We start from the raw sequence: 25,900 nt of genomic DNA, 5'->3' as shown, positions 1-25,900 counted from the left end.
GTGGACGCACGCCCTCCCCTCGGGCTGAGGGGGATTGCTATTCGCGCTCCAGCACGAACTGGATGTGCTCCGTGGCCACGGGACCGAACTGGAACAGGTGGATCTGATCCCCCGGCTCCGACGTGAACGTCACCGTGTGCGTGATGCCGGCGCAGATGAACCGCGCGGGGGCGAGCACCGACACCACGTCCGTCCCCGACGTGTCGTTGGTGACCTTCGTGGAGACCTGCTGGTTCAGGTAGAGCGTGACGTGCTCGGCGTTCTCCGGGTCGGAGATGAAGCCCGTGTAGCCACCGAAGCCCGATTCACCCGGGCGCAGGGTGACGTCGTAGCGCGCGTGGCCGGTGTGCGTGTCAGGCGGGAAGTCGAAGGGCGTGCGGCCCGCGGTGACCGCCTCCGGCGTGTTGACGAGCGTGTGCGTGCAAGCGTGCTCCAGCTCCGGGTCCCGCTCGCCAGTGGTGAAGTCCAGCGCGGTGTCGCCGCCCAGCCCCACGGTGGCTGGTGACAGCGCGCGTCCGGCCGCGTCCTTCAGCGCGTCCAGCGCCAGGGCGTGGTGCGTGGAGACCTCCAGCGGCCGGGTGCTCTCCTCGGTGCGCGGCACGGTGACGGTGAGCGTGCGCGCGTCCTCGGACCAGGTGCCGGTGAGGACGCGGGCCGGGGCGGTGGTGTCCGTGCGGTCGTGCAGCGTGACCTGGGCGGCGGACGGGTCCATGGGCTCGCTGAAGGTGAGCGTCAGCACCTTGCGGAAGGCGATGACCGGCGTCTGTCCGGACGCGTCCAGGTACATCTCCAGTGGGTAGACATCCGTCTCGCCCTCGGAAGGATGGGACGTGGTGACGGTAGCGGTGGACGCGGTCGTGCCCGCGTCGGTGCCGGTGCCCGCATCGGAGCCCGCGTCCGTCGGGAGGCCGGCGTCTGGCGTGACGATGGGGGCGTCGTCATCGCAGCCGCTCAGCGCGAGGGCGGCACAGGTGGCGAACAAGAAGGTCGCGGAGGAGAGACGCATCGAGGGGAATCCTTCATGCATGCAGGGAAAGGCCCGCGCCGGAGCACCGTTCCGAGGTGAGATGCTCCGGCGCGGGAGCGGACCCGCTCAGGCCCGCGTCAGGGGACGGCGGTCAGCACTGCGACCCGTCGCAGTTGTCATCGATGCCGTTGCCACAGATTTCAGTGGCGCCCGGGTTGATGCTGGCGCCGGAGCCCGGCGTGTCGTTGCAGTCGAAGCGCTGCGTCGTGTAGCCGGAGGGCGGCGTGCACGCGGTGAGGACGGACGTGGCGTTGTTGCCGTACCCGTCACCGTCCGCGTCCTGGTAGTAGCGCGTGCGCGTGTCGTTGAGGAACTCCGGCACCACGGTGAGCGCGTTGCCGGACGCCGGCCCCGCCGCGAGGATGTACGTCGTGCCCGCCGTCAGGTCATAGACGGACACGTGCGTGAGCGAGCACCCCGAGGACGACACGCTGTGCGTCAGCGCGGAGGCCACCGTGGCGCTGGTGGCGCCGTTGACGACGGTGAAGGCCACGTTCTGCGTCCGGTAGAACGCGTATGAGCCGGTGGTGGCCGGCACGTACGTCACGGAGCCCTCGGCGCCGGACGGCAGCGCCAGGTCATAGGCCTTGTGCTTCGTGCTGATGGCGGGCGCGCTGGTGACGCGCGTGGCGCTCGCCGTGACGGGCACGTGGTCCGTGGGGTTGCCGGAGTGGGTGCACGCGTGCGTGGTGATGCCCGTGCCCAGCGACGTGCAACCGGCCTCCAACTCCTGCGAATCCTGCGCCTCGAAGGAGGCCTCCGGCGCCTCCTCCATCGGTCCGCAGGCCGTCAGGCCGAGCGACAACAACGCGCCCAGCGCGATGCGCTTCATCTTCAACATGGGTGTTTCCTTTCGGGATGCCGGGCGCTGCGGGGTGCCAGGCGGCCAGGAAGCCGCCGGTGCGTCCGGCGACTCACTCATGCCGTAAACGCAACTTGGTTGCAATAATGCCTGGTGCGATTCAGCCCGTCACTGGAGGTGTTCGATGACGAGCCCGAGATTCGTGAGCGCGGTGGGGCCGAAGGTGACTGTGTACTGGACCTTGTCCGTCAGCTCGTAGCCGACCATCTGCTTCAGGCCGTCGCAGAAGCCGCCCGTGGCCTGGGTGCCCATGGGCTCCACGACGCGCTCGCCTTCCTTCACGGTGACGGCCACGTCGGGCGTGCTCAGGTAGAGGATGAAGTCACCGCTCGCCCAGGCCTTGAAGCTGAAGGTGCCCACGGACTGTCCGTTCTCCGGGCGCAGCTGGACGGTGTAGTGCGTGTGGAAGTCATCCACGCGCGGCTGCCGCTCCGGCGACGCGGTGACGGTGGCGAAGGGGCCGTGGGTGACGTGCCAGCAGGCGTGCTCGCCGTTGTCCCCGAAGTCGAAGTCCGTGCGCGGCACGTAGTCCGGGTCCGTCACGCACGACAGGCCTTCTTCGCTGGCCAGGTAGCCCCGGTTGCAGTGGCACCAGTCGCCCTCAGGCTCGCGGTGGATGTGGCCGTTGGGGGCGCATGGGTCGCCCTGCTCCTGGGGCGTGTCGTCCGGGCCGGGCGAGGCGTCGTCGCCGCAGGCGGTCAGGACCGCGAGGCCGCCGGCCAGGAGGAGGGCTGGAAACGGGGTGCGCATGGGGCTGCCTCATCGGAATCCGTGATGTAGATGCAATTGAGATACAGAAGTTTTTGGATGTTGGGAAGGCCCGTGGGCCTTGGAGGTGTCCACGGGCCTTCACTCACGCGGGCCTACTCTTCGTGGTGGTCGTGGCCCGTCTCCTCGACGACGAGGAGGAGCGTGGCGGGCTGGGGAACGACGGCCGCGAAGTCCAGGCGGTAGTCCACGCCGCCCTCCAGGTCGGCCGTGACGGCGGTGCGCAGGTTGCCGCAGACCTCTTGCGGGACGTGGTAGCGGCACTCGAGGCCGACCTCCTCATTCGTGGCCGTGTTGAAGACGCGGACGGCGCGGTAGCCGGAGGTGAGGAAGGCGTACTCGGTGGACTCTTCCGGGGTGAAGATGACGGAGCCCGCGTAGCCCAGCGTCCACTTCCGGTAGCTGATGGCCGGCAGGGTGACGTTGTACGCGGTGTGCCCCACGCTCACGTCCACGAAGGACGGGCCGCCATGGGGCGCGGCGGTGACGGACTCGAAGGGACCGTATTCGGCATGGATGCAGGAGTGCTCGGCGACCTCCGCCAGCTCCTCCGTGTCCTCGCAGGCGGCGAGCAGCTCCGACTCTTGGGTGACGGGGGCTTGCGACTCCGGGGCGGGAGCTTCTTCGGTACCGCAGCCGGCGAGCAGGACGACGGCGCCAGCGGCGAGCAGGGCATGCTTCAACATGGGGGACTCCTTGGGTGTGTGGGTGCGGCGGGTGAGGGCGGGGGCTAGGAGCGGTCCGGGCGCAGGACGAGCCACGGGACGCGCACCTCGCCCGAGGCAAGGCGCTCGGGCGGGAGCTGGAGGTGGGCGCCCTGGGCGCTGGGGGACAGGCGGGACGTGCGTTCCCAGGCGTCGCGGAAGGACGCCTCGTCCGGGAAGGTGACGCGCGTCACGCAGCCCGCGGCGTAGCAGTGGGGCGGCTCCGCCTGGACGGGCCGCACGTCCTGTCCGATGCGCGCGTGCCACGTGTCCAACGCGGCGCGAGCGTCCTGCGTCCACGGCTCCGCGCTGTCGCCAGACGCGGTGAGCTCCGCGAGCACGGCGTCACGGCGGGCCTGCGGGGTGGGGTGGTCCGCGCGGAGGGCCTTCACCAGACGCACGCGCGTTTCGGGCAGTACCCGGCGCTCACGGCCGCGGAGCTCCGGCTGAACGGGCCCCTTCGTCTTCAGCACCTCGTCGAGGAACACCTCTGGCGACAGGTGGGTCTCAGGTTCCTGTACAGGGGGCGCGGACGCCTGAGCTGGCGCGGCGGGAGGGGTCGGGGCTTCGGCCCTCGGGGGAGGGACGGGCGCCCGCTGGGACACGGTGGGCGGGGCGGGGACGGGCCCGACAGGGGTCTCCAGCGGCCGGTGAAGCCAGGCCACCGCGAGACACGACAACACGACTCCCGTGCCTCCGACACTCCAGACGATGCGGTTCATGGGTTCCCCTCAGGACGCACCTGTGGCGGTGCGCGCGCCGTCCCGCCTTCCCGCGAGAGATCCGCAATAGATGCCACTTGGAGTCAAATGTAATCAAGTTGCATTTAATGAGTGGTGCCCGGGGAGTGTCGTGCGGGGCGGGCTGTCACCTCGATTCCACGAAGGAGGGCTGGTCCTGGGGCGCTGGCATGCCGAAGATGGGGCGCTTTTCTCCCGCAGGGCTGGAGGTGCCGTGAAATGAGAGGGCCGTCCTTCTTGTCGCGCGTCCTGGTGTTGTCCGTGCTGGTGCTCCCCGCGTTGGCGCAGGCGGGCTCGTATCTCCGGGTGGTGAGCTGGAACCTCCGCCACGAGGGATGGGCGGCCGAGCAGACCTACCTGGATGACGCGAAGCAGCTGTGGAACCAGTTCGGTGCGAACAGCAACTCGAACAATGGCTGTGACCTGGTGTTCCTCCAGGAGGTGATGGACGCGTCCGCGGCGACGGCCATCGCGACGAACCTGACGCAGGTCTCCGGGGTGTCGTGGACGGCGGTGGTGACGCCGCTCATCGGCCGGTCGTCCTACAAAGAGCACTACGCGGTGCTGTACCGGACGGACACGGTGTCTCTGCTGTCCTCCACGGTGTGGACGGACACGGGGGACCTGTTCGAGCGCGAGCCGCAGGTGGTGAAGGTGCGCCACGTGCCCACGGGCGCGGACTACACTTTCCTCAACTGGCACGCGGTGTGGGGCACGGCGGCGGACCGCACGCTGGAGGCGCAGGCCATCGACGGCGTGTTCGCGTCCGTGCAGTCGGCCAGCACCTCGGACCAGGACGTCATCCTCGTGGGCGACCACAACATGGCCTGCACCCACGCGTCCTGGAGCCAGCTGAAGGGCCTGTCGCCCGCGGTGACGTGCAAGCTGGACGTGGCCACCACGATGAACACGTCCGGGGGCTACGCCAACGCGTACGACCACTTCTGGATGCAGGACACCTACGTGACGGAGTTCTCCAGCACGGGCCGCGACTACATCGCGAACCCGCTGGACTACGTCACCCGACTGTCGGACCACGCACCGGTGTGGCTGTCCCTGTACTCCAACAGCGACACGGACTGATGCACGTGAAGCGGGTCCTGGGCGGGATGTTGGTGGCGGTGCTCGTGGGCGTGGGCTTGTGGATGCTGTTGCGTCCCGAGTCCGCGTCACCGCTGGCGCCGCCATCAGCTCCTGTGTCCACGTGGGTCGAGGACGCCGGTGTGCTAGAGGCGGCTCATCCAGTCGAGGCCGCGGCGGCCTCGGACGCGGGCCTGTGGCTGACGGCGACGTTGGAGGGGGCGCGTCCGTTCGATGGAGAGGCGCGCGTGGGCGCGGCGTTCATCGTTGAAGGGGATGAGGGGTGGTGGGAGGAGGAGAAGCGGCAGAAGGCAATCAGCCTCGTGGGCCCTTCGAGTCTGGAGGACCTGGCCAACGTGCGCGAGTGGATGACTGCGCCGGCCACCGCTTCGTCGCAGGGAGGCGTGGTGGGGCCCGTCGCCGTGCCGCCCGCGCCGCGCTACCAGGTGGTCGCGTTCGAACCGGATGGGACCTTCTGGTGGGCGGACTTCGTGCCGGGCGCGTTGCCGAAGACGGGCACGTTGAACGCGGGCGTGCTGCGAGCGAACCGGCCCACGGGCGTGAGCATCCGGCTGGACGGTGCGCGGAACATGGAGGGGGCGTTCTCCGTGCGCATCGAACGCGACGTGGATCCCCACGACGCCGAGCAGGCCAGCGCCCTTCAGCCCATGCTGGCGCTGGTGAATCCGGACCTGGGATGGGCACTCGTGAATCGCTCGCCGGTGCCACTGAGCCCGGACGCGGACACGCGCCTGGCGCCGCTGCCTCCGGACCGCGGGGTGAGGCTGTGGTTGCGCGCGCCCTCGGGGCGGGAGGGTGGCCCGGTCGAGGTGCGCCTGCGTGAAGGCACTGTGACCCCGGTGACGCTGGACGTGGCGCGGCTGTTCCCCGAAGGCCTGAGTCGCGCGGTGACCCTTCGCGGACGGGTCCTGCTGGGGAACACGTCCCGGTCCGGTGGGCGGATGGTGAGCTGGCCGGGCGGAGAGGAGCCGGTGGACGCGGACGGGCGCTTCACGATCCCCGACGTGCCGGCATGGCGAGCGACGCGCTTCAACGTCTATCGGGGACTGAAGGAGGAAGGCCGTCCGGCGGCGCCTTCGATGTGGGACTTCGACTTCACGCCAACGGAGGAGATGCAGGGCGTGGTGGACGTCGAGTGGCGCGTGCCGTTGTACCGGTGGTTGGTCGTTCGGATGGATGGCTTCACGCGAGCGCAGTTGAAGGAGCGCGTGGTGCCGCCCTATCCGGTGTACCTGCTGGAGCGTCGCGACGCGCAGGGCCTGTGGAGCGCGGTGCCTTCGCGGGAGTTTGTTCCGGAGGAGGACGGCATGGCGGTGTCCCTGCTGGAGCCCGGGACCTACCGCGTCCAGGTCGCGTCAGCGCCCTATGCGTCACGGCCCAGCAGCGTGGCGCAGATGGGCGCGGACGACACGAGCGTGGACGTGCGGCTGTCGCCAGCGCCTTCCGCCGGCCTCTCCTGTGAGGTTCACGTCACCCATCAAGGACGTCCCGTGGCGGGAGCCCTGGTGATGGTGGGCGGGAAGTACCGCTCAATGCCTCCCATGCGCGGAGAGACGGACAGCACGGGGCACTGGCGGTTGGGCGCCGTGACCTCGGACGTGCTGCCGATGTTCGTGCAGGGCGCCGGGAATGAATGGGAGGGCGACGGAGCGGAAGCCTGCCTCCGCTCGGGCGTCGTGGAGGTGCGGCTGTAGATTCGTCAGGCGGCCGACGCCGTTAGAAGCTCGTCGGGGGCGCTGGCCAGCTCGGCGTTCTCCTCGGCGACTTCCTCGGCGGAGCGGGCCTGGACGGTCAGGGCCTGCACCCACAGCTCCAGGACATCCATCAGCGCGCTGCGCGTCTCGCCCTGGAGCGGGGCCAGCCGCTGCGCCATGCGCCCCTGCACCTGCGCATCCAGCTGATCCGCGAGCGCGCGGCCCGCGTCGGTGAGTCGCACGCGCACGCGCCGGCGATCATGCCGCACCGAGCGCTCCCGCCGCACGAGGCCGCCGTCCTCCAGCCGGTCCACCAGGCGGCTCAGGCGCGGCATGGCCAGTCCCCCCAGGCGCATGGCGAGCACTCCCACGGGCAGCAGGCTCTCCGAGCGCAGCCACCAGATCGCCTGGAGTTCCCGAGGCTCCCAGTGGGGATGGCTCAGGACGTCCAGGGGACTCTCCAGCGCGCCGCAGCGGGCCGCGTCCACGAGGAGATTCCGCCAACGCGCCACCTGCACGCGCACCTCCGCCGAGAGTTCCGTCATGCACCCCTCCCTGCCATGAGCAAGCGCCGCGTCCGGCCCCGCGTGCGACGCATCCGGCATCCCGCGGCCCCCTGGGACCGCGAAGTCATCAACGGAAATACGTGACGGACATATCGATCTGGTTTCTGACCGGATTTTCCGCGGGGCGCTCTACTCCGCGCCCGCCGCCTTGCGCTTCGCGCTTCGCGCCTTCGCGTGCGCCTTGTCGAATCCCTCGTAGAAGCGCACGGCCTGCTCACCCACCATCTGGATGTGCTGGTTGTTGAGGTACGCGGTGATGGGCGCGGCGACGAGCGGCATCGCGCGGCCCAGCGTCGTCATGCCGCCCTTCGCGAGCAGCAGTGCCGCCAGCTTCCCCAGCACCTTCGGCCCGGAGCGGTGCAGCGGCCCCAGCCCGTTGGCGTAGCCGAACAGGTCCAACATCTCACCGCGCGCCCGCTCCGTCTTGAGGTTCGCCTTGTAGAGCGTGGCCACGTCCGTGAGCAGGACGAGCTGCAGGTAGGCCATGAACGTCAGGTCCGCCGGCAGCGAGATGAGCCCGAACACGCCGCTCACTCCGCCGACCATGCTCGCGAGGCTCTTCTTCTCGTCCACCAGCCGCTGCGCCAGTTCCTTGGTCGTCGCGGACGGGTAGCGCTTCTCCAGCGCCGCCACGCGCACGCGCGCGCGGCCAATCTCACCCTGGATGAGGTCCGACAGACGCAGCGACCCCAGCTTCTTCAGCTCCGCGGGGGTCAGCTTCTTCATGAAGCCCAGCCGCTCTGTCACGCCGTCGTAGAAGGCCATGTCCTCCTCCTTGGCCGCGATGCACGCGGCCGGTCGTCTCTAGTAACCCCGCTCGGCCAGGTACAGGTCCACCAACGCGCCTTCTTCGTACCAGCCGTGTCGCATCTCCGACTTGAACCACCGCGAATCCGGACGCGCCGAGCGCACCTCCAGCTTCACCCGGTTGGGCCCCGTGTCGATGACCGCCGCGCGCGCCTTGCACGCCGCGCCCGGCTCCTCGCCGAAGCCACCCTCCAGGCACACCTCGTCCCCCACCGACAGGCGCCGGGCGTACTCCTGGGCCAGGTAGAGGGCGTCGTCACAGCCGCCGCGCACGGAGGACTTCCCCAACGCCGCGCAGCGGTCCTGCGCGGGCGCTCGGATGACCGGCACGTTGGAGATGAACGCGTCCTCCTCGTTGGGGTCGCGCTGATACGGGCCCACCTGCTTGCACCCCGCCACCGCCACCAGGACCGTCAGGCCCGCCCACGTCCACTTCATCGCGTCATTGCCTCCGGGACGCGCGTCGCCGCGCCTCCGCGCCAACAAGGAAAGGGCGGGAAGCATGGCAGACAGGGCCAGGTGCGGCAAAAGGTGCCGGAAGGACCCGTGGGCGTCTCTACGCGATACGGCGCGCGGGCCCGGGGATTTCCTCGGTGACGCCGGGAACCGCCCGGTTCTTTCCGTCCACGAAGACGACCGTGGGCTTCCAGTGGGCGGCCTCCGCCTCCTCGACCTCCGCGAAGGTGGCCAGGATGACCAGGTCGCCCGGCTGGTTCAGGTGCGCGGCCGCGCCGTTGATGCAGATGACACCGCTGCCGGACTCGCCCTCCAGGGCGTACGTCTCCAGCCGGGTGCCGCGCGTGACGTTCCACACCGCGACCTTCTCGAAGGGGAGGATGTCCGCCGCCTTCAGCAAATCTCGGTCGATGGTCACCGAACCCTCGTAGTCGAGGTCGGCCTGGGTCACCGTCGCGCGGTGGATCTTGGACTTGAAGAGGATGCGGCGCATGGGGGGCCCTCGGGAAGCGGCGCAACCGTAACGGCTCCCCTGCCCGGGGACAACATCCCCGGTGTCCCACGCACCGCCTGCCTCCCTGCACGCCCTGCTGTTTACTTCGTGAAATTCACGAGCTGACTCAGGTTCAGGGGCACGGACTGCGCGTCCGACGTCAGGTTGCCCGTCAGGCTCACCTGCGCGTTACCACCCGAGCGCAGCGCCATGGCCGCGGAAGCGGCGCTCGCGAAGTTGATGGTGAGTGGCAGGGTCACCTGCTTCGTCCCACTTCCGTCCAGCATGCCCAGGTTGCCCGTGGACAGGTTGCCCACGTTGGCGCCCGCCACCTTGAGCGCGCCCGTGATGCCCGCCACCGGCAGGGGGAAGGCGTTGCGGTTGGTGATGGCCAGGGGGAACTCCACCGTGGCCCCGCTCAGCGTGACGTTGGTGATGCGCGGCGCCTGGAACTGCACTTGGGGAATCTTGGGGACGGGGAACGTGCCTTCCTTCTCCAGGGGGAACTTCAGCACGCCCAGCGGCGTCTGGATGCCCAGCGAACCCTGCGCCTTGAAGGCCGCCACGTCCTTGTCCAGGAACGTGGTCACGACCGGCGCGATGTCCGCGAACTTCACATTGGCGGGGAAGACAATCTGGCTCTTGCCGTTGGACTTGAGGTTCAAGCCCTCCTTCGGCTTGCCGGCCACCAGCTGCTTGCCCTCCACGAAGAAGGCGTAGTCCACCGACGCCAGCTTCAGGCCCAGGCTGTTGGGGTTGTCCAACTCGTACACCAGGTCCACCGTGGCGTCGGACAGGGAGGCGTTCGCCAGCCGGGCTGTCTTGAACTTCAGCGTGGGCTTCTTGAAGGCACCGTTGAGCAGGCTCTGCAGCGCTGCGCAGCCGGAGAGCGTGGTGAGCGACAGGGCGAAGAGGACCAGGAACGCGCGTTTCTTCATGGGCATGGGCGTAGCAGAGGACGCACCACGTTCGCGCGGATTCAATCGCCGCGCGTGTCGGGGCCTCGACGGGTGCACCTTCGGCACTCCAATGGTATGCGCCAGGGGACTCCCCCGTGCTGGAGGTTGGCCCGCCGTGACAGGTGGCATCTTGTCTCACCCCCTCGCCGCGCTGGCGGTGCTGGCCGCGCTGTCGCTCACGGGCTGCTCCCGGTCCTCCAACGCGGAGACCGCCTCCGCGCGGCGGATGGACCTGAAGCCGTGCCGGCTGGACGGAGTGGCCGCGCAGACGCTCTGCGGCACGCTGGAGGTCTTCGAGGACCGGGCCGCGGCGAAGGGGCGCAAAATCTCCCTGCGCGTGGTGGTGGTGCCCGCGCTCGCGTCGCAGCCGAAGGAAGACCCGTTGTTCTTCCTCGCGGGCGGCCCCGGCCAGGCGGCCTCCCGCACGCGCATCCTGCCCGCGCTGGATCGCATCCGGCGTCAGCGCGACATCGTGTTCGTGGACCAGCGCGGCACGGGGGACTCGCACCCGCTGGACTGCGAGGCGTTGAACCCCTCGCGCACGTCGCTGGCGGAGCGCTTCGAGGACCGCGAGGACGCGGACGTGATTCCCCAGTGCCGCAAGGGCTGGGACGCGGACGAGCGGCTCTACACCACGTCCATCGCCATGGATGACCTGGACGATGTGCGCGCGGCGCTGGGCTACCGGCAGGTGAACCTGTGGGGCATCTCCTACGGGACGCGCGCGGCGCTGGTGTACATGCGCCAGCACCCGGACCGCGTGCGCACCGCCATCCTGGATGGCGTGGCCCCCATGGGGCAGTACCTGCCGCTGTACGCCGCGCGCGACGGCCAGCGCGCCCTGGACCTGCTCATGGACGCGTGCGCGAAGGACGGCGTCTGCGCGAAGGCGTATCCGGACCTGCGCGCCCGCACGGAAGCGCTGCTCGCGAAGCTGGAGGCCGCCCCCGCGAAGGTGCACCTGGCGCACCCGCGCACGGGAGTGCCGGAGGACTTCACGCTCACCCGGCGCGTCTTCCTGTCGGAGCTGTTCTCGCTGCTCTACAGCCCGGACGTCGCGTCGCTGGTGCCGCTGATGCTGGACCGCGCCGCGAAGGACGACTGGACGCCCTTCGTCGCGCTGTCGCTGGGGCTCACCGACGAGGTGGCGCGCACCACCAGCCGCGGCATGTTCCTCGCGGTGGTGTGCGCGGAGGACGCGCCCTTCTTCACGGAGGAGGACGCCGAGCGTGAAGCGAAGGGCACCTGGTTCGGCTCGCGCATGGCGCTGGACGTGAAGCGCGGGTGCGCGAAGTGGCCGCAGGCGAACGTGCCCGCGAGCTTCCGCGAGCCCGTGAAGTCGGACATCCCCACGCTGCTGTTGTCCGGCGAGCTGGACCCCGTGACGCCGCCGCCCTGGGGCGAGGAGGCGAAGCGGACGCTCACGCACAGCCTGCACGTGGTGGTGCCGGGGCTGGGACACAACACGGTGGGCGCGGACTGCGCGCGCACGTTGATGGCGGAGGTGCTCACGCGCGGCAGCGTGGAGGGCCTGACGCCCGACTGTGGCGCGGGCCTCAAGCGGCCGCCCTTCTTCACCTCCTTCGCTGGCCCTGTTCCGTAGGACTCAAGCGCCCATGATTGAAGCCAGGAACCTGCACAAGCGCTTCGGCTCCGTGACGGCCGTGCATGACGTGACCTTCACCGCGGAGGACGGCGTCATCACGGGCCTGCTGGGCCCCAACGGCGCGGGCAAGACGACCACGATGCGCATGCTCTACACGCTGGTGCGCCCGGATGGCGGCACCGCCACCGTGGACGGCGTGGACGTGGCGAAGCAGCCGGAGGTGGCCCGTCGCGCGCTGGGCGTGCTGCCCGACGCGCGAGGCCTCTACCCGCGCCTCACCGCGCGCGAGCACGCGCGGTACTTCGGCGAGCTGCACGGCCTGTCCGGCGCCGCGCTGGACGCGCGCGTGGAGGAGCTGGTGGAGCTGCTGGACATGAAGGACATCGCGGACCGGCGCACGGAGGGCTTCAGCCAGGGCGAGCGTGTGAAGGTGGCGCTGGCGCGCGCGCTGGTGCACGGGCCTCGCAACGTGCTGCTGGACGAGCCCACCAACGGCCTGGACGTGATGGCCACGCGCTCCGTGCGCACGCTCTTGCGCAAGCTGAAGGCGCAGGGCTGCTGCGTGGTGTTCTCCAGCCACGTGATGCAGGAGGTGGCCGCGCTGTGTGACCGCATCGTGGTGGTGGCGCGCGGGCGGGTGGTGGCGGACGGGACGGCGGACGCGCTGCGTGCGAGCACCGGCAAGGACAGCCTGGAGGAAGCCTTCGTGAGCGTGATTGGCAGCGAGCAGGGGTTGCGCGAATGAAGGGCCTCATCGGGACGGTGCTGCGCAAGGAAGTGCTGGACCACCTGCGGGACAAGCGCACGCTGGGCACCGCGCTGATGTGGCCGCTGTTGGGCCCGCTGGTGTTCCTGGTGATGTTCAACGTGATGGCCTCCTGGTACCGGCAGGACCGGCCGCTGGAGATGCCGGTGGTGGGCCGCGAGCACGCGCCCAGCCTGATGGCCTTCCTGGAGCGCTACGGCGCGAAGCTGTCAGAGGCCCCTCAGGACTACGAGTCGCTGGTGCAGGCCGGGAAGCTGGACCTGGTGCTGGTGGTGACGGACGACTACTCGAAGGACTTCGCGGACGGGCACACCGCCGCGGTGCGGCTGGTGGTGGACAGCTCGCGCAACAAGGCCCGCCAGTCCGTGCAGCGTGCGCAGCGGATGTTGGCGGTGTATTCGCAGCAGACCGGCAGCCAGCGCCTGTTCGCGCGCGGTGTTTCGCCGGAGCTGGCGGTGCCCGTGCGCGTGGACGAACTGGATTTGTCCACCCCCGAGCGGACCGCGGCCACGGTGCTCACCACCATCCCGCTGTTCCTGGTGATGGCGGCGTTCGCGGGCGGCATGCAGCTGGCCAGCGACACCATGGCGGGCGAGCGCGAGCGCGGTTCGCTGGAGCCCTTGTTGCTCAACCCGGCTCCTCGCGGCGCGGTGGTGGCGGGCAAGTGGCTGGCCACCTGCGCCATGGCGGGCACGGGCGTGCTCTTGTGTCTGGTGGGTTACTTCCTGGTGGTGAAGCGCGTGCCGCTGGAGGACCTGGGCGTGCGCGCCCGCTTCGACGCGCCGGCCGCGCTGGGCATGCTGGCCGCGGTGCTGCCGCTGGTGCTGGCCGCGTCCGCCGTGCAGATGTGGGTGTCCACCTATGCACGGTCGTTCAAGGAGGCTCAGACGTACCTGTCGCTCCTGATGGTGCTGCCCACGCTGCCCGGGATGCTGCTGGCTCTGTCCCCCATCCAGACGCAGACGTGGATGTTCGCGGTGCCGGTGCTGGGGCAGGAGATGCTCGCGGGCGAGGTGATGCGTGGCGAGACGCTGGGGCCGGTGCCCTTCCTGCTCGCGTTCCTGTCCTGTGTGGCGGTGTCACTGGTGGCGTTGCGTTTCACCACGCGTCTGTTGACGCAGGAGCGCATCATCTTCGGCAGGAGCTAGCGAGCAGGCTCGCCGGCCCCGAGTGTCTTCGGGGCGCCGCTTGGACGCTGTGTTCACGTGACAGGGGCGGCGAAGTGCCGTCCAATGTTTCGCGATGACGCTTGAGCGTGAACGAGAAGCCTTGCTGCCCTTCGCCCCGAATTCGGTGGCCTCCACGGAAGGGGAACCGCGGTTCGGGACGTATCAGGGAGAGCTGCCGGAGGTGGACCTGCCCCGGCTGTTGGGGAAGTGGGCTCCGGGGCGCGCGACGCGGCTGCTCAAGCGCAAGCGCTGGCACTACACCTTCGTCGCCACGCAGGAGGTGGCGGCCCTCTTCGCGGTGGTGGATCTGGGCTACACGGCCAACGCCTTCGCGGTGGCGGTGGACCTCCAGGAGAAGAAGCCACTCTGTGACGTCAGCTTCCTGGGCGTGCCCGGGCCGCTCGCGGAGGTGAGTGACAAGCCGGGCGCGGGGCTCGTGGCGGCCTTCCGCACGCTGGGCGGGCGCATGTCCGTGAAGCGCGGCGAGTCCGACGAGCGCTACCAGGTGGAGGTGGACGTCAGCCGCATGCGCACGCAGTCGCTCCAGTCGTTCCAGTGGAACGGCGAGCTGCTGGTCGCGGGCGGTCCGCCGGCCCTCACCGTCATCGCGCCGGTGCAGGGCGACGGGCTGGTCAACGTCACCCAGAAGCGCAGTGGCCTCCTGGCCTTCGGGAGCCTGGAGGCAGGGGGCCGGCGCTTCCGTTTGGACGGCGGCGTGGGCGGCATGGACTACACGCAAGGCTACCTGGCGCGGCACACCGCCTGGCGCTGGGCCTTCGCGGCCGGGCGGCTGCCGGACGGCACGCCCGTGGGCCTCAACCTGGTGGAGGGCTTCAACGAGGGCGCCACCGAGGCCAACGAGAACGCCGTCTGGCTGGGCGACCGGCTCTACCCGGTGGGCCGCGCGCACTTCGAGTACGACGCGAAGGAGCTCTTGGACCCGTGGCGCCTGACGACGGCGGACGGCGCGGTGGACCTGCGCTTCAAGCCCATCTACGTGCACCGCGAGGAGCGCAACCTGCGGCTCGTGGTGAGCCACTTCGCCCAGCCCGTGGGCTTCTTCGAGGGCACCCTGCGCGTAGGCGGCCAGGAGCTCAAGCTGTCCAACGTCCCCGGCGTCACCGAGGACCAGGACATGCTCTGGTAGCAGCCGGGCATGCGAAGGGTGCGAAGTCCCGAGGGCTCGGTGCGCGTTCATGGAGGATGCGGCGGGGGCGCGGTATAGGCTCCTCGCGCCCGTTTCGCCTGAGGAGGACCTCGCGCCATGTCCTGCCCGCATTGTGGTCAGCCGCTCCCTGAAGGCCAGTCGTCGCGGACGTGTCCCCACTGCGGCGGGGACGTGAACGCGCCCAAGTCGCCGGTGATGGACGAGGTGGCGGACCAGGCGCAGCGCGCGGCGGACTCGGCGGGCCGCGCGGTTCAGGACGTGCTGGACGACCCGAGGCTGCGCGAGCGGCTGCCCGGAGGCTCGCTGCCGCTGCTCGGTTCCGGATTGGTGGCGGCGGCGGTGGTGGCGCCGGTGCTGCCCTTCATTGGTGGCGGGCTGGGGCTGCCCTGGTCGGTGTTGATGCTGGTGGGCGCCGGCATGCTGGGCGCGCGCGAGTGGGTGGCCGCGGGCCGGAAGCTGCCGGACGCGCTGGTGCCGGTGGTGAAGTGGGCCGCGCATCCGGCGTTCCTGCCCATGTTCACCGCGCTCACGGTGACGCAGGCGTTCCTGTCGCTGGGGTTGGGCGTGGCGCCGCTGCTCTGGGTGCTGGCGGCGGTGGTACTGGGCTCCGTGCAGTGGCGGACGTTCAAGGCGTCGTCGCTGGCGGAGCCGTCGCTCACGAATCGGCCGGCGGACGTGCGGCTGAAGCGGTGGGTGTTCGCGGGCGTGGCGGCGTGCGCGGTGGGGCTGCTCCTGCCGTGGAGTTCGGCGTGGTCGCTGGTGCCCACGGCCCACCTGCAGCGCGAGCGCAACATCACCATCGACAACAACTTCGCCTGGGACATCCAGGACAACGACACGTGGAAGTTCAACACGCTGGTGCTCCCGTCGGGGCAGGGCGCGGGGACGGGGCGCGGCCGGCTGGGCGCGACGGGCGTGGTGCTGGGGCTGCTGGCGCTGGGCGTGCTGGGGTCGGTGCGGCGCGCGAGGGAGGCACTGCCCTCGGTGGTGCCGGCGGTGCTCGCGGGGCTCATCACCGTCTGGGCGCTGACGGGCCTGGCGTCGAAGCCGGGGCCGTGGCTGTTCCTGCTGGGCATCCTCGCGGTGGACGTGGCCGTCGCGCGCGAGTGGCTGGGGCCCCGGAGCGCGGTGCCCCCCACGGAGCCGCCCGCGTCAGCGTGACGCGCGGCCCTGCACGATGGCGCGGAAGGAGCGGCTGCGCAGCTCCTCCAGCGAGAGGCCGGTGGCGCGGGCCTCCTCTTCCGTGAGGGCGCCGCAGGCGAGTCCGCGCAGGAAGAAGTTGAGCAGGCCCTGTCCGGTGGCGGCGTCATCGAACACGTCGCCCAGCAGGGTGGCCTGGGCGGCCTTGTCCACGAAGGCCTTGAGGCGCTGGGACGCGGGTTCCAGGCCCTCCTGGAAGAAGGCGTAGACGGCGGCGTAGCGCACGGGGAGCTGGGCGGGGTGCAGGTCCCAGCCCTGGTAGTAGCCGCGCTCCAGCGAGTGGCGCGTGTGCCGGTACGCCAGCTGCCACGCGCGGTGCACGGTGTCGGTGTTCTCGCGCCGCTGCATGGGGAGGAGCGGGGTGTCGCCCTGCTTGCGGTGGGGGCCCACGGGCATGACGTTGGTGGCGCCGTCGGACAGGTGCACGCCGCTGCCCGCGAGGAGCACCTGCACGGTGTCGCGCAGGTAATCGCAAGCAGGGTGGAGCATGTGCTGCATGTGCGCGCTGACATCCAGGGCGGCGGTGTAGTCGTAGACGCCCAGGTGCACGTGGGAGCAGCGGCCCTCGCCGGCCTCCACGAGCGAGCGCAGGTGCGGCCGGCCGCGCGAGTCGAAGAGGGCCTGGGGCGTCTCCACCATCAGCTCCAGGGAGAGCGCGCCGGGGGACAGGCGGTGGGCGGACTCCAGCTCCGACAGCAGCTTCGCCAGGGCGGTCACCTGTTCAGGCACGGTGACCTTGGGCAGGGTGACAACGAAGGACTGAGGCAACCTGCCACCGGATTGCTCCAGCAGCGTGGTGACGAAGAGGTCCAGGGTGCGCGAGGCGCGGGTGTAGAGCTCTTCCGTGAAGGACTTCACGCGGATGCCGATGAACGGAGGGAGCGAGCCCTGCTCCAGGCCCCGGGCCACCTCCGTGGCGGCGGCAACAGCGTGGGCGTCCTCCTCCGAGTCGGGACGGTGGCCATAGCCGTCCTCGAAGTCGATGCGGAAGTCCTCCACGGGTTCACGCTGGAGTTTGTCCACGACGCGGTCATGGACGCGCTGGGCGAAGCCGCCGCGCTGGGGCAGGCCCAGGCCGTGGGCGAGCTGGGAGCCATCGGCGGCGTAGTCGCTCAGCGCCGCGAGCGCCAGGTCCCCCATCTTCCGCGCGGTGCCTGCGCGGAAGAGGTGGGCGCCGCCGTACACGGTGTGCACGGGTTGGCGCCGGGAGGACTCGCCCGGATACGCGTGGGTGAACGCCACGTTGGCGCGGCGCAGGGCTTCACGGGAGGCGGCGGAGGCTTCGGGCGTGAGCGTGGTCTTCATGGGTTTCCGGGGCCGCCATCGGGAGGAAGGCTCGGCTCCAATGGAGGCGCTGACATCATGGCGCGAGTCCCGCCGTCCGGGGCATGGGAGAAACGAGGGGGAGGGCCTCCCGTCTGGAGGCCCGGAGGTGGAGGCGTACCGGGGGCAGCATCCTCGCCCGCATCGTCCGGGGAGGACATCCCGTTCGGAACCTGCTCCGGCTCTCCATCGATGAGGCGTCGCAGGAGCCGGCCGTCGTCGCTGAAGGCGTATCGCGCACCGGAGTGCAGGGCGGGAACCTGCTGCCCGCAGGCGGCAGGTTCCTCTTCGATCCGGATGAAGATGACCCCTGACTCACGGAGGATTCTGTAGCGATGTGACTCGGGCCGGTCCCAGCACGGCGTTGACGGCGTCGGGGGCGGAAGGAAGTCCGCGACCGCGAGGGAGAGCGCGCGCAGAACGGAACCGTCCAACGCATACGTTCTTCCAGGGCTTCCCACGGCCTCCCCAGGGCTGGAGAAGGAGGGAAAGACGAGTGAAGGCTCTGACTCCGCCAGCGAGGGCCGATGGGCCTTCATGCAGCCACCGAGCATCAATCCGGACACGATGAAGAGTGTGCGCTTGCGCATGAGGATGCGGCCCCTACTGCCGTTCTGCCTGCCCCGGGGGCTGGATGCCGCGCACCCGAGCCCCCAGGTCATGCAGAACAGAAGTGACCTCCACATCACCCCTCCCGGCTGGCGCTCACTTCACGGCCGGCGCTTCAGCCACGCGGACACCTCCGGGGGCACGCGCTCGCGCAGGGCCACGTCCTGGGTCAGCCGCTCCAGGGTCTGCGCCGTGGCCTGCTGGGCCTCCGGAATGGGATTCGCCTGGAGCAGGGCCTTCATCTGCTCCAATTGCTCGCGCGTGCGCAGCAGGCCCAGGCCTTCCACCACCCGGCGCAGCAGCATGGGCGCCGCTCCCGTGCGTCCCACCAGGTCCTTCCAGCGCTTCTGCAACTGCGCCCACCACGCGTCGCGCCCGGTGCGGTTGCCCAACAGGCCCGTCGCGAAGCTCGCCACGTCCTGCGTCTTCACCGTCTCCGTGAACAACAGGCCCTGCGCCCGCTCCGCCAGCTTCGCGTCCTCGAAGGACGTGAGCGCCATCAGGTAGCGCCGCTGCGTCGCGGGGTCCGGCTCCTTCGGCATCCGCTGCAACAAATCATCGAACAGCGCCGCGTCGCCCGCGCGCGCCACCATGCCCACCGCCGTGTCCAGCAGGTTCGCGTCCAGCGCGGACTTGTCTCCCTGGAGCATCCGCGCCACCAGCGGACGCGCCTCCGCCAGCACCTGCGGACTGCGCGCCAGGCCGCCCACCGCGCGCACCAGCGCCGCGCGACGCAGCCGCACCCGGTCCGGCTCGCCCTGCGCCGCCTGCCAGCCCAGCTTCTTCAGGCCGCCGCCCAACAGCTGCTCCACCCAGCGGCGGAAGCGCTCCTGGTCCTCGCCCTCCGTCAGCCGGTTCTCGATGTACCCGAGCCGCCCGACGAGCTCGTCCAGCACCGCCTCGTCCTCCTCGTCCCCGAAGCGCGCCGCCAGGTCCAGCAGGTCCGCCACCGGCGCCTGCGCCGAGCGCACCAGCGCCCACGTGTCCGCCAGCAACGAGATGCGCTCCGACGGCGCCAGCGTCCCCAGGTTCGCCGCCAGCGCGTCCATCGCCTGCTTCTCGTACGCCACCCGGTAGAAGCCCGTGGAGCCGCCGTTGGCGCACAGCCACTTCACGTCGCCCGAGCCGCCCTCCAGCGTCACCGTCGTCTCCGCGTCGCGGAAGAGCACCCGCTGCTCCTTCACGCCGCTTGCGTCCTCGAAGCGCAGCACCATGGGCACCGGCCACGTCTCCGAGCTCTTCACCCCCGGCTCCGAATAGAGGCGCTGCTGCGACAGCGTCACCTTCCGCCCCTCCACCTTCACCGACACCAGCGGGAAGCCGCTCTGGCCAATCCACTTCGTCGCCAGCTCGTTCACCGGCTGCTTCGCCGCTTCACCCAGCGCGTTCCACAGGTCTTCCTTCACCGCGTTCGCGCGCGCGTGCTTGCGCATGTACAGCCGGATGCCTTCGCGGAAGGGCCCCTCTCCCAGGAACCCTTCAATCATCCGCAGCACCGCGCCGCCCTTCTCATACGTAATCGCGTCGAAGCTCTCACCGGCCTCGCCCGCGTTGCGCACCTCCCCGTGGATGGGGTGCGTGGACTTGAGCGCGTCCAGCGCCAGCGCGCTCGCCCGGTGCGCGTCGAAGTCCAGCCACATGCGCCAGTCCGGCCGCCACTGGTCGACAATCTTGAAAGCCATCCACGTCGCGAACGCCTCGTTGAGCCAGAGGTCGTCCCACCACACCATCGTCACCCAGTTGCCGAACCACTGGTGCGCCAGCTCGTGCGTCACCACCTCCGCCACGCGCTTCTGCACGGACAGCGGCGCGGTGGCAGGGTCCAACAGCAGCGCCACCTCCCGGTAGGTGATGAGGCCGGCGTTCTCCATCGCGCCCGCCTCGAAGTCCGGGATGCCCACCTGGTCCACCTTGCCAAAGGCATACGGCAGCCCGAAGTAGTCCTGCAGCCGGGGCAGCACTTGCAGCGCCGCGTCCTGCCCGAACTTCGCCAGGTGCGCCTTCTCCGGCAGCGCCCACGTGCGCACCGGGATGCCCTCCGCCTTCTCCTCCGGCGTGCCCACCAGCGGGCCCACCACCAGCGCGATGAGGTACGAGCTGAGCAGCTCCGTCTCCTCGAACGTCACCTTGCGCAGCGCCCCGTCCTTCTCGTCCTTCACCACGCGGCCGTTGCCCAGCACCGCGTGGCCCTCTGGCACGCGCACCGTGAGCGCCCAGCGCGCCTTGAAGGCCGGCTCGTCGAAGCAGGGGAACAGCCGGCGCGCGTCCGCGGCCTCGAACTGCGTCGCGGCCACCTTGCCCGCCGCGTACAGGCCTCGCAGACCGTCGCTGAAGTGCCCCGTCCACAGCACGTCCAGCGTGGCGCTGCCCGCGGGCAGGGGCGCATCGAACGTGAGCACCACCGTCTCGCTCACCGGAGCCACGCGCTTGGACGAGGGCTTGCGCACGTCGTTGCCGGCGCGGAAGGTGACCTCGCCCAGCTCCAGTGCGTTGGCGTGGAGGATGATCTCCGTCGTGGGCTGGGACAGCTCCAGCTCCACGTGCTGCTCACCCGCGAAGGTGCGCCCCTCCAGGTCCAGGGTCACCGTCGCCTGATGGCGGCGCGGGCGGAGGGTGGTGGGCAGGCGGAAGTTCTTGTCGTCGGTGGGATGCGCCATAGGGGCGGCAATCTAGCGCCGGCCGCGCCTTGTGCTCGTGCTCCATTTCCCAGTGTCCGCCGCTTCACGGCGTTCCAACCCCGCTGACGGGGGCACCAACTGCCCGAAGAGGCTCGACTCGCGCTGGAAGAAGCCCTCCGTGTGGAAGGAGGCGCCGAGCTCCAGCCAGAGGAAGTCCAGGTGGTGACAGAGCTCGTGCAGGAAGGTGCGAAGGTACGTGCGGAAGGCCACGACCCGGCCGCGCTTCGCGGTGCGCATCCACACCTGGATGCGGGGACGCTGTCCGGGCGCCCACGTGTAGAGCCCATGCAACTCGCCCTCGTCATTCGAGGGCCGCGTCTCCAGCACCTCCACCTCCACCCCGGCCACCTCCAGCCGCTCCGTCAACGCGCGGGCCAGGGACTGCGTCGCGGCCTGGATCGCCGTCCGGTCCTCCTGGAGCAGCGCCTCGCGCACCGCGTCCACCCGGGACCGCAGCGTCGCGGGCGTCCGCAGGGGCACCTCCGTGGCGGCGTCGCTCTGCCGGTAGATGCGCTGCTCGGCGGGCGACAGGCGCTGGTAGTAGGCGAAACGCACCGGGGTTCAGTCTAACCCGTGAGGTCCTGTCGCGCCGTACATCCACCTCCACCGGGCGACACCTTCGTTGGCCGTCGGGCAGGAAGGTGCCTCGGTGCATGGCATTGGAGCGGGGGACTCGCGCAGACTGCCGGGCCATGGGCTCTCGTCTCGTCCACGTCCTCCTCATCTCCGTGGTCACCGTGCTGGGGCTGCTCCTCCCGTGGGCGCAGGCGGACGACTGGGCCCGCCTGCTGGAGACGGTGCTGGGCTCGGCGGCCATCTGGCGGCTGTCCACGGTGGAGCAGGGCGTGGTGCACCGGCTCGCGGAGCTGGGTGTCTTCGCGGTCGCGGGGGCGATGCTCGGGAACGCGCAGGCGTTCGCGCTGCGCCGGGCGGGGCTCCAGGTGGCTGGCTGGGCGGGGTTGACGGCGATGGCGGTGGCGGTGGGCCTGGTGGGCTCGCGGGCCCTGGCCGTGGCGCTGGGGCTGTCGCCCGGGACGGCGTTCATCGGGATGGGGGTGGCGGTGGGCCTCACGCAGGGCTGGCTCCTGCGTCGCGAGGTGCATGGCGCCGCCGTATGGATGGCGGCGTGCGCGGTGGGCTACGGCATGGCCGGGCCGGCGGCGGACTGGAGGGACAACGCCTGGAGGGCGGCGGTGGACGTGGGCGCGACCTGGCGCCTGTCCTCCATTGTCATCACGGCCCAGGCCATGACGTGGGGGGCGCTCGCGTTGTGCACGGCCATTGGCGGTGCGTTCATCCTGTCGAGCCTGCGCACCCAGGTGCTGCCCGCGGCCGGTTCGCGGATGCCCGGCGCCCTGGGGCAGTTCGCGGTGCTGGGGCTGGCGCTGCCGCTGATGGTCGCGCTGGAGGCCCGGGAGAAGAGCCCGGCGCCGCTGGAGTTTCCGCCCCTTGAGTCCCCGACCCTGATTCAGCCCAGGCCCGCGCGGACCTGGGGAACCGAGCGGCCTGGCACGCCCGGCGAGGTCCTCAGCCCCGGATGCGTGGGCATCGTCTGTAGGAACGTGGGTCTCCCCACGTCGCCGCCTCCTGCCGCAGGGATCGTCACTGAACCCAGGCCCCGTCCGGCGCCCGTCCTCCATGACGAGCACCTGCGCACGTTGTTCCGCGAGGAGCAGAAGCGGATGCCGTCGCCCACGCGCCGGTGGAACAACCCCGCGTCGGGTGACGCGCCGCTGCCCGCGGGCGCGACCGGACGCAGCTCGAACAGCGTCGCGCCCTGAGGGATTCAGGGTGCGCGGTTGCCATGGGTGGGAACTTCCTTGCCCAGTGCATGCCGAAGGGTGAGCGCGCTCCGTCGTGAGGTGGACATGCGCAATGCCACGAAGACCGGGCACGGCGGTTGCTCTGTCGCGTGCGCATGGGACGAGGCGTGTGGGTGGGCGCGTTGGTGAGCGCGCTGGTGTGGGGCGGGGCGGCTCAGGCATCGGACAAGGCCACGGCGGCGAAGAAGGCCCGGCCGGTGGTCGAGTTGTCGGACCGGGCGCTGTGGCGGGCGAAGTCCTGGGTGGGGATGACGACGCTGGTGAAGATGAGCTCGACGGTGAGCGATGACTGCTCGGGCATGACGCGTCTGGCGTTCCAGCAGCGGCGGTTGGATTTGCTGCCAGACGATGTGCTGCCGGAGGAGAACGGCGTCACGGCCATCCACCGCAAGGCGCGCGCGCTGGGGATGCTGAGTGAGACGCCGAAGCCGGGTGCGCTGGTGTTCTTCAAGAACACGTTCGACCGCAACCGCGACGGCCTCATCAACGACGGCCTCACGCACATCGGCATCGTGGAGCGGGTGGGGACGGACGGCACGGTGACGTTCGTGCACAAGTCCGGCGGGCTGGTGAAGCGCTCGCGCTTCAACCTCGCGCAGCCGGAGGCGCGCAAGGACGCGAAGGGGCACGTCATCAACGACTGGCTGCGCCGCCAGGGGAAGAAGACGCGCGGCTACCTGGCGGGAGAGCTGGTCGCGGGCTTCGCGTCGGTGGACGAGCGCTGGCGTTCGCCCGAGCAGCCGCGCCTGGCCTCCGCGAAGCTCACCGTGAAGGGTGACGCCCGGACGGCACGGCGCTAGACACGGCCGGAAGATGTCCACCGTCGAAGGTCCATCCGAGTCCCCGAGCCCCGAACCCGCCGGCCCCATCCCGCCGACACCGCCGGAGGTGCAGCCCGCGCCGCCGCGAAAGAGGCGCTGGGTGCGCTGGATACTCGTGGGCGTGTTGGTGCTGGGCGCGGGGACCGCGGCGCTCACGTTCGCAGGACTGCCGGACGCGAGTCCCCTGGCGAAGGAGAATCCGAAGACGACGGCGCTCATCGAGCAGCGGGCGGGCGAGGCGCGCGAGGCCGGACGCAAGCCGCGCCGGAGGCAGCAGTGGGTGCCGTTGTCGGCGGTGTCCAAGCCCGCGGTGGACGCGGTGCTCATCTCCGAGGACGCGAGCTTCTACCTGCACGACGGCGTGGACACGGTGGAGCTGGCGCGCGCGGTGGGGCAGGCGGTGGAGAAGGGGGAGCTGGGGCGGGGGGCGTCCACGCTCACGCAGCAACTGGCGAAGAACCTCTGGCTGTCCACGGACCGCAGCCTGGTGCGCAAGCTGAAGGAGCTGGTGCTCGCGCACCGATTGGAGGACGCGCTGACGAAGCAGCGCATCCTGACGCTGTACCTCAACGTGGTGGAGTGGGGGAACGGCGTGTATGGAATTGAGGCAGGGGCGCGGGAGCACTTCGGCGTGTCCGCGTCCCAACTCTCCGTGGCGCAGGGAGCGGTGCTGGCCGCGATGCTGCCGTCCCCGCGCAAGCGCTCGCCGGCCAGTGGTTCCCGAGCGCTGTGGAAGCACGCGCACCACGTGGTGGACGCGCTCAAGACCTACAAGCGCATCAGCGCGGCGCAGGCGGAGAGCGCGCACGCGGAGGTGGACCAGTTGCTCGGCCGGGCTCCCGCGGACAGCGGCGGGGACGACGCGGAGGATGACGGTTCCTGAGGAGGGACCGTCGCCGCGGTACTACAGCCGGGCCCCTCCATGGGAGGGCCGCCCCATGGGGGCCCGGCTCCGGCCCTGATTTCCCCGTCAAGGACGTCCTCCTGTAGTGCGTGGGAGCGGCCGGTTTGGATCCATTCCCCGTGCACTTCCACCCGGGGGCGGTGCACTTCCTCACGGCCCGTCCCTCCAGGAGGGACCCTGTCTCCTCGGGCGGCTTTGGCTGGCGGGGGTGCCCCCTGGGACGTAGTTTGAACGCAAACACCATGGCCGACCCCCACCAGGACCCCGCAGGCGACCCGCGCGAGCGGGTGCTGGCGCTGCTCAAGCACCACGGCTGGAACGCGACGTCCTTCCAGGTGCTGCAGCCGGGCTTCCAGTACTGGTTCTCTCCGGAGGGGGACGGGTGCATCGCCTACGTGGACACGGGCGGCGCGTGGGTGGCGGGAGGCGGTCCCATCGCCTCGCATGAGCGCGTGCACGACGTGGTGGAGGCCTTCCACCAGGCGGCCCGGAGCGCGGGCAAGCGCGTGAGCTTCTTCGCCACGGAGTCGCGCTTCTCCCGGCTCGTCCCATTCGAGGAGCTGCCCATCGGCGAGCAGCCGGTGTGGGACCCGACGAAATGGGAGGCGGTGGTGAAGGGCAGCCGCAGCCTGCGCGAACAGCTCCGCCGCGCGCGCTCCCACGGCGTGCGCGTGCGCGAGGTGCCCGCGGAGGTGATGGAGACGGAAGGCCACCCGCTGCGAGCGGCGGTGGAGGTGCTGGCCGAGCACTGGCTCGCGTCGCGCCGCATGGCGACCATGGGCTTCCTGGTGGGGCTGGCCCCCGGAGCCTTCGCCCGGGAGCGCCGCGCCTTCGTGGCGGAGGTGGAGGGCCGCGTGGTGGGCTTCCTGTCGGTGACGCCCGTGTACGCGCGCGACGGCTGGTTCCTCCAGGACCTGCTGCGCGAGCCCACCGCGCCCAACGGCACGGCGGAGACGCTGGTGGACGCCGCGATGCGCGCCGCCGCATTGAACGGGCGTCAGTACGTGACGCTGGGCCTGGCGCCGCTCGCGGGGCCGGTGCGGCCGTGGCTGCGGTTCGCGCGCAGCGCCGGGCGCCCGCTGTTCGACTTCGAGGGCCTGCGTTCCTTCAAGGCGAAGTTCCGCCCCGACGCGTGGGTGACGCTCTATCTGTCCCACCCGAAGGACGAGCCAGCGCCGTGGGCCATCTACGACGCGCTCCGGGCCTTCGCGCGGGGAAGCCTGGTGAAGTTCGGGCTCGTCACGCTGCTGCGCCGGCCACGCTTCTTCGTGCGTGCGCTGACGGCGCTGCTGGTGCCGTGGACGGTGCTGCTCGCGCTGCCCATGAGCGCGCACTGGTTCCCCTCGCAGTGGGTGCAGCACGGCTGGGTGGTGTTCGACGTGGGGCTCATCGCGGGACTGCTGCTGCTCCTGCGCCGCTGGCGTGACGGGCTGGCCACGCTGCTGGGGCGGCTCACCACCGCGGATGCCTGTCTGACATTGGTGCAGGCGTTGGCTTTCAACGCCGCCCGGGCGAGGGGGCCGTGGGACTGGAGCATCATCATCGCGTCGGTGCTCGCCCCTGCCACGGCGTCCGCCATGCTGCTGCGCTCACGCGACCTGCGCGTCCCCGAGCCTTGAGGCGCTCCTGGCCCTGGTGATGGATGCTGTCAGGGAT

The 25,900-nt window shown here is 70.6% G+C and carries 24 protein-coding genes; 11 read left to right on the top strand and 13 right to left on the bottom strand.

Features of this window, described 5'->3' with window-relative positions; all coding sequences use genetic code 11:
* Positions 1–37: 37 nt before the first annotated feature.
* The 5 genes from D7Y04_RS35995 to D7Y04_RS35975 form a co-directional block, all read right to left on the bottom strand.
* Positions 38–1,006, bottom strand: a complete 969-nt coding sequence (locus D7Y04_RS35995; RefSeq protein WP_121762259.1) for an Ig-like domain-containing protein — start codon at positions 1,004–1,006, stop codon at positions 38–40.
* Positions 1,007–1,118: 112 nt separating this feature from the next.
* A complete protein-coding gene (locus D7Y04_RS35990) occupies positions 1,119–1,868 on the bottom strand; it encodes a putative metal-binding motif-containing protein (RefSeq protein WP_121762258.1) in 750 nt (249 codons plus the stop codon).
* 129 nt (positions 1,869–1,997) lie between these two features.
* Positions 1,998–2,639, bottom strand: a complete 642-nt coding sequence (locus D7Y04_RS35985; protein WP_121762257.1) for a hypothetical protein — start codon at positions 2,637–2,639, stop codon at positions 1,998–2,000.
* A gap of 113 nt (positions 2,640–2,752) precedes the next feature.
* Positions 2,753–3,343 carry a hypothetical protein gene (locus D7Y04_RS35980; RefSeq protein WP_121762256.1) on the bottom strand — a complete coding sequence of 197 codons (591 nt, stop codon included), beginning with the start codon at positions 3,341–3,343 and terminating at the stop codon, positions 2,753–2,755.
* 44 nt (positions 3,344–3,387) lie between these two features.
* Positions 3,388–4,083, bottom strand: coding sequence for a hypothetical protein (locus tag D7Y04_RS35975; RefSeq protein ID WP_121762255.1), 696 nt, complete (start codon positions 4,081–4,083; stop codon positions 3,388–3,390).
* 237 nt (positions 4,084–4,320) lie between these two features.
* Between D7Y04_RS35975 and D7Y04_RS35970 the strand changes: the two genes are divergently transcribed.
* The gene (locus D7Y04_RS35970; RefSeq protein WP_120598118.1) at positions 4,321–5,184 is read left to right on the top strand and encodes a deoxyribonuclease I; all 864 of its coding nucleotides are present in this window, start codon (positions 4,321–4,323) and stop codon (positions 5,182–5,184) included.
* 5 nt (positions 5,185–5,189) lie between these two features.
* Positions 5,190–6,896 carry a carboxypeptidase regulatory-like domain-containing protein gene (locus tag D7Y04_RS35965; protein ID WP_233601738.1) on the top strand — a complete coding sequence of 569 codons (1,707 nt, stop codon included), beginning with the start codon at positions 5,190–5,192 and terminating at the stop codon, positions 6,894–6,896.
* Between the two features lie 5 nt (positions 6,897–6,901).
* On the opposite strand, the gene D7Y04_RS35960 is transcribed toward D7Y04_RS35965, so the two are convergent.
* The 5 genes from D7Y04_RS35960 to D7Y04_RS35940 form a co-directional block, all read right to left on the bottom strand.
* The gene (locus tag D7Y04_RS35960; RefSeq protein ID WP_121762254.1) at positions 6,902–7,441 is read right to left on the bottom strand and encodes a MarR family transcriptional regulator; all 540 of its coding nucleotides are present in this window, start codon (positions 7,439–7,441) and stop codon (positions 6,902–6,904) included.
* 150 nt (positions 7,442–7,591) lie between these two features.
* Complete coding sequence (locus D7Y04_RS35955) at positions 7,592–8,227, bottom strand: EcsC family protein (protein ID WP_121762253.1); 636 nt, start codon at positions 8,225–8,227, stop codon at positions 7,592–7,594.
* A gap of 39 nt (positions 8,228–8,266) precedes the next feature.
* The gene (locus D7Y04_RS35950) at positions 8,267–8,707 is read right to left on the bottom strand and encodes a hypothetical protein (protein WP_120598122.1); all 441 of its coding nucleotides are present in this window, start codon (positions 8,705–8,707) and stop codon (positions 8,267–8,269) included.
* Between the two features lie 118 nt (positions 8,708–8,825).
* Entirely contained in the window at positions 8,826–9,218 is a 393-nt protein-coding gene (gene panD, locus D7Y04_RS35945) for an aspartate 1-decarboxylase (RefSeq protein ID WP_120578486.1), read from the bottom strand.
* 101 nt (positions 9,219–9,319) lie between these two features.
* Positions 9,320–10,162: an LEA type 2 family protein gene (locus D7Y04_RS35940; RefSeq protein WP_120578487.1), complete on the bottom strand. Its 843-nt coding sequence runs from the start codon at positions 10,160–10,162 to the stop codon at positions 9,320–9,322.
* A gap of 85 nt (positions 10,163–10,247) precedes the next feature.
* Between D7Y04_RS35940 and D7Y04_RS35935 the strand changes: the two genes are divergently transcribed.
* From D7Y04_RS35935 to D7Y04_RS35915, 5 genes are all read left to right on the top strand, one after another.
* Positions 10,248–11,780 (top strand): alpha/beta hydrolase, encoded by a 1,533-nt coding sequence (locus D7Y04_RS35935; protein WP_233601737.1) that lies wholly within the window; start codon positions 10,248–10,250, stop codon positions 11,778–11,780.
* 13 nt (positions 11,781–11,793) lie between these two features.
* The gene (locus tag D7Y04_RS35930) at positions 11,794–12,528 is read left to right on the top strand and encodes an ATP-binding cassette domain-containing protein (RefSeq protein ID WP_120578489.1); all 735 of its coding nucleotides are present in this window, start codon (positions 11,794–11,796) and stop codon (positions 12,526–12,528) included.
* Complete coding sequence (locus tag D7Y04_RS35925; protein WP_121762251.1) at positions 12,525–13,697, top strand: ABC transporter permease; 1,173 nt, start codon at positions 12,525–12,527, stop codon at positions 13,695–13,697. The genes D7Y04_RS35930 and D7Y04_RS35925 overlap by 4 nt, the downstream gene beginning before the upstream one ends.
* A 94-nt stretch (positions 13,698–13,791) precedes the next feature.
* Complete coding sequence (locus D7Y04_RS35920; protein ID WP_120578491.1) at positions 13,792–14,865, top strand: DUF2804 domain-containing protein; 1,074 nt, start codon at positions 13,792–13,794, stop codon at positions 14,863–14,865.
* A gap of 117 nt (positions 14,866–14,982) precedes the next feature.
* Entirely contained in the window at positions 14,983–16,047 is a 1,065-nt protein-coding gene (locus D7Y04_RS35915; protein ID WP_147477270.1) for a zinc ribbon domain-containing protein, read from the top strand.
* On the opposite strand, the gene D7Y04_RS35910 is transcribed toward D7Y04_RS35915, so the two are convergent.
* The 3 genes from D7Y04_RS35910 to D7Y04_RS35895 form a co-directional block, all read right to left on the bottom strand.
* Positions 16,039–17,391, bottom strand: coding sequence for a phosphoenolpyruvate kinase (locus D7Y04_RS35910; RefSeq protein WP_121762249.1), 1,353 nt, complete (start codon positions 17,389–17,391; stop codon positions 16,039–16,041). The genes D7Y04_RS35915 and D7Y04_RS35910 overlap by 9 nt on opposite strands.
* A 728-nt stretch (positions 17,392–18,119) precedes the next feature.
* Entirely contained in the window at positions 18,120–20,675 is a 2,556-nt protein-coding gene (locus tag D7Y04_RS35900; RefSeq protein ID WP_120598129.1) for a M1 family metallopeptidase, read from the bottom strand.
* A gap of 12 nt (positions 20,676–20,687) precedes the next feature.
* On the bottom strand, positions 20,688–21,251 hold the full coding sequence (locus D7Y04_RS35895) for a hypothetical protein (RefSeq protein ID WP_121762248.1): 564 nt from the start codon (positions 21,249–21,251) through the stop codon (positions 20,688–20,690).
* Positions 21,252–21,388: 137 nt separating this feature from the next.
* Here D7Y04_RS35895 and D7Y04_RS35890 point away from each other — a divergent pair, with 137 nt between their 5' ends.
* The 4 genes from D7Y04_RS35890 (at position 21,389) to D7Y04_RS35875 (ending at position 25,863) form a co-directional block, all read left to right on the top strand.
* Complete coding sequence (locus D7Y04_RS35890; protein WP_121762247.1) at positions 21,389–22,477, top strand: hypothetical protein; 1,089 nt, start codon at positions 21,389–21,391, stop codon at positions 22,475–22,477.
* Between the two features lie 131 nt (positions 22,478–22,608).
* Positions 22,609–23,319 carry a CHAP domain-containing protein gene (locus D7Y04_RS35885; protein WP_147477269.1) on the top strand — a complete coding sequence of 237 codons (711 nt, stop codon included), beginning with the start codon at positions 22,609–22,611 and terminating at the stop codon, positions 23,317–23,319.
* A gap of 121 nt (positions 23,320–23,440) precedes the next feature.
* A complete protein-coding gene (locus tag D7Y04_RS35880) occupies positions 23,441–24,223 on the top strand; it encodes a biosynthetic peptidoglycan transglycosylase (protein ID WP_199749788.1) in 783 nt (260 codons plus the stop codon).
* Positions 24,224–24,486: 263 nt separating this feature from the next.
* On the top strand, positions 24,487–25,863 hold the full coding sequence (locus D7Y04_RS35875) for a bifunctional lysylphosphatidylglycerol flippase/synthetase MprF (protein ID WP_171812738.1): 1,377 nt from the start codon (positions 24,487–24,489) through the stop codon (positions 25,861–25,863).
* Positions 25,864–25,900: the final 37 nt, after the last annotated feature.

Source organism: Corallococcus sp. AB038B (genome assembly GCF_003668955.1).
GTDB classification, from domain to species: Bacteria; Myxococcota; Myxococcia; order Myxococcales; family Myxococcaceae; genus Corallococcus; species Corallococcus exiguus.
This window is presented reverse-complemented; position numbering and strand designations above follow the sequence as displayed.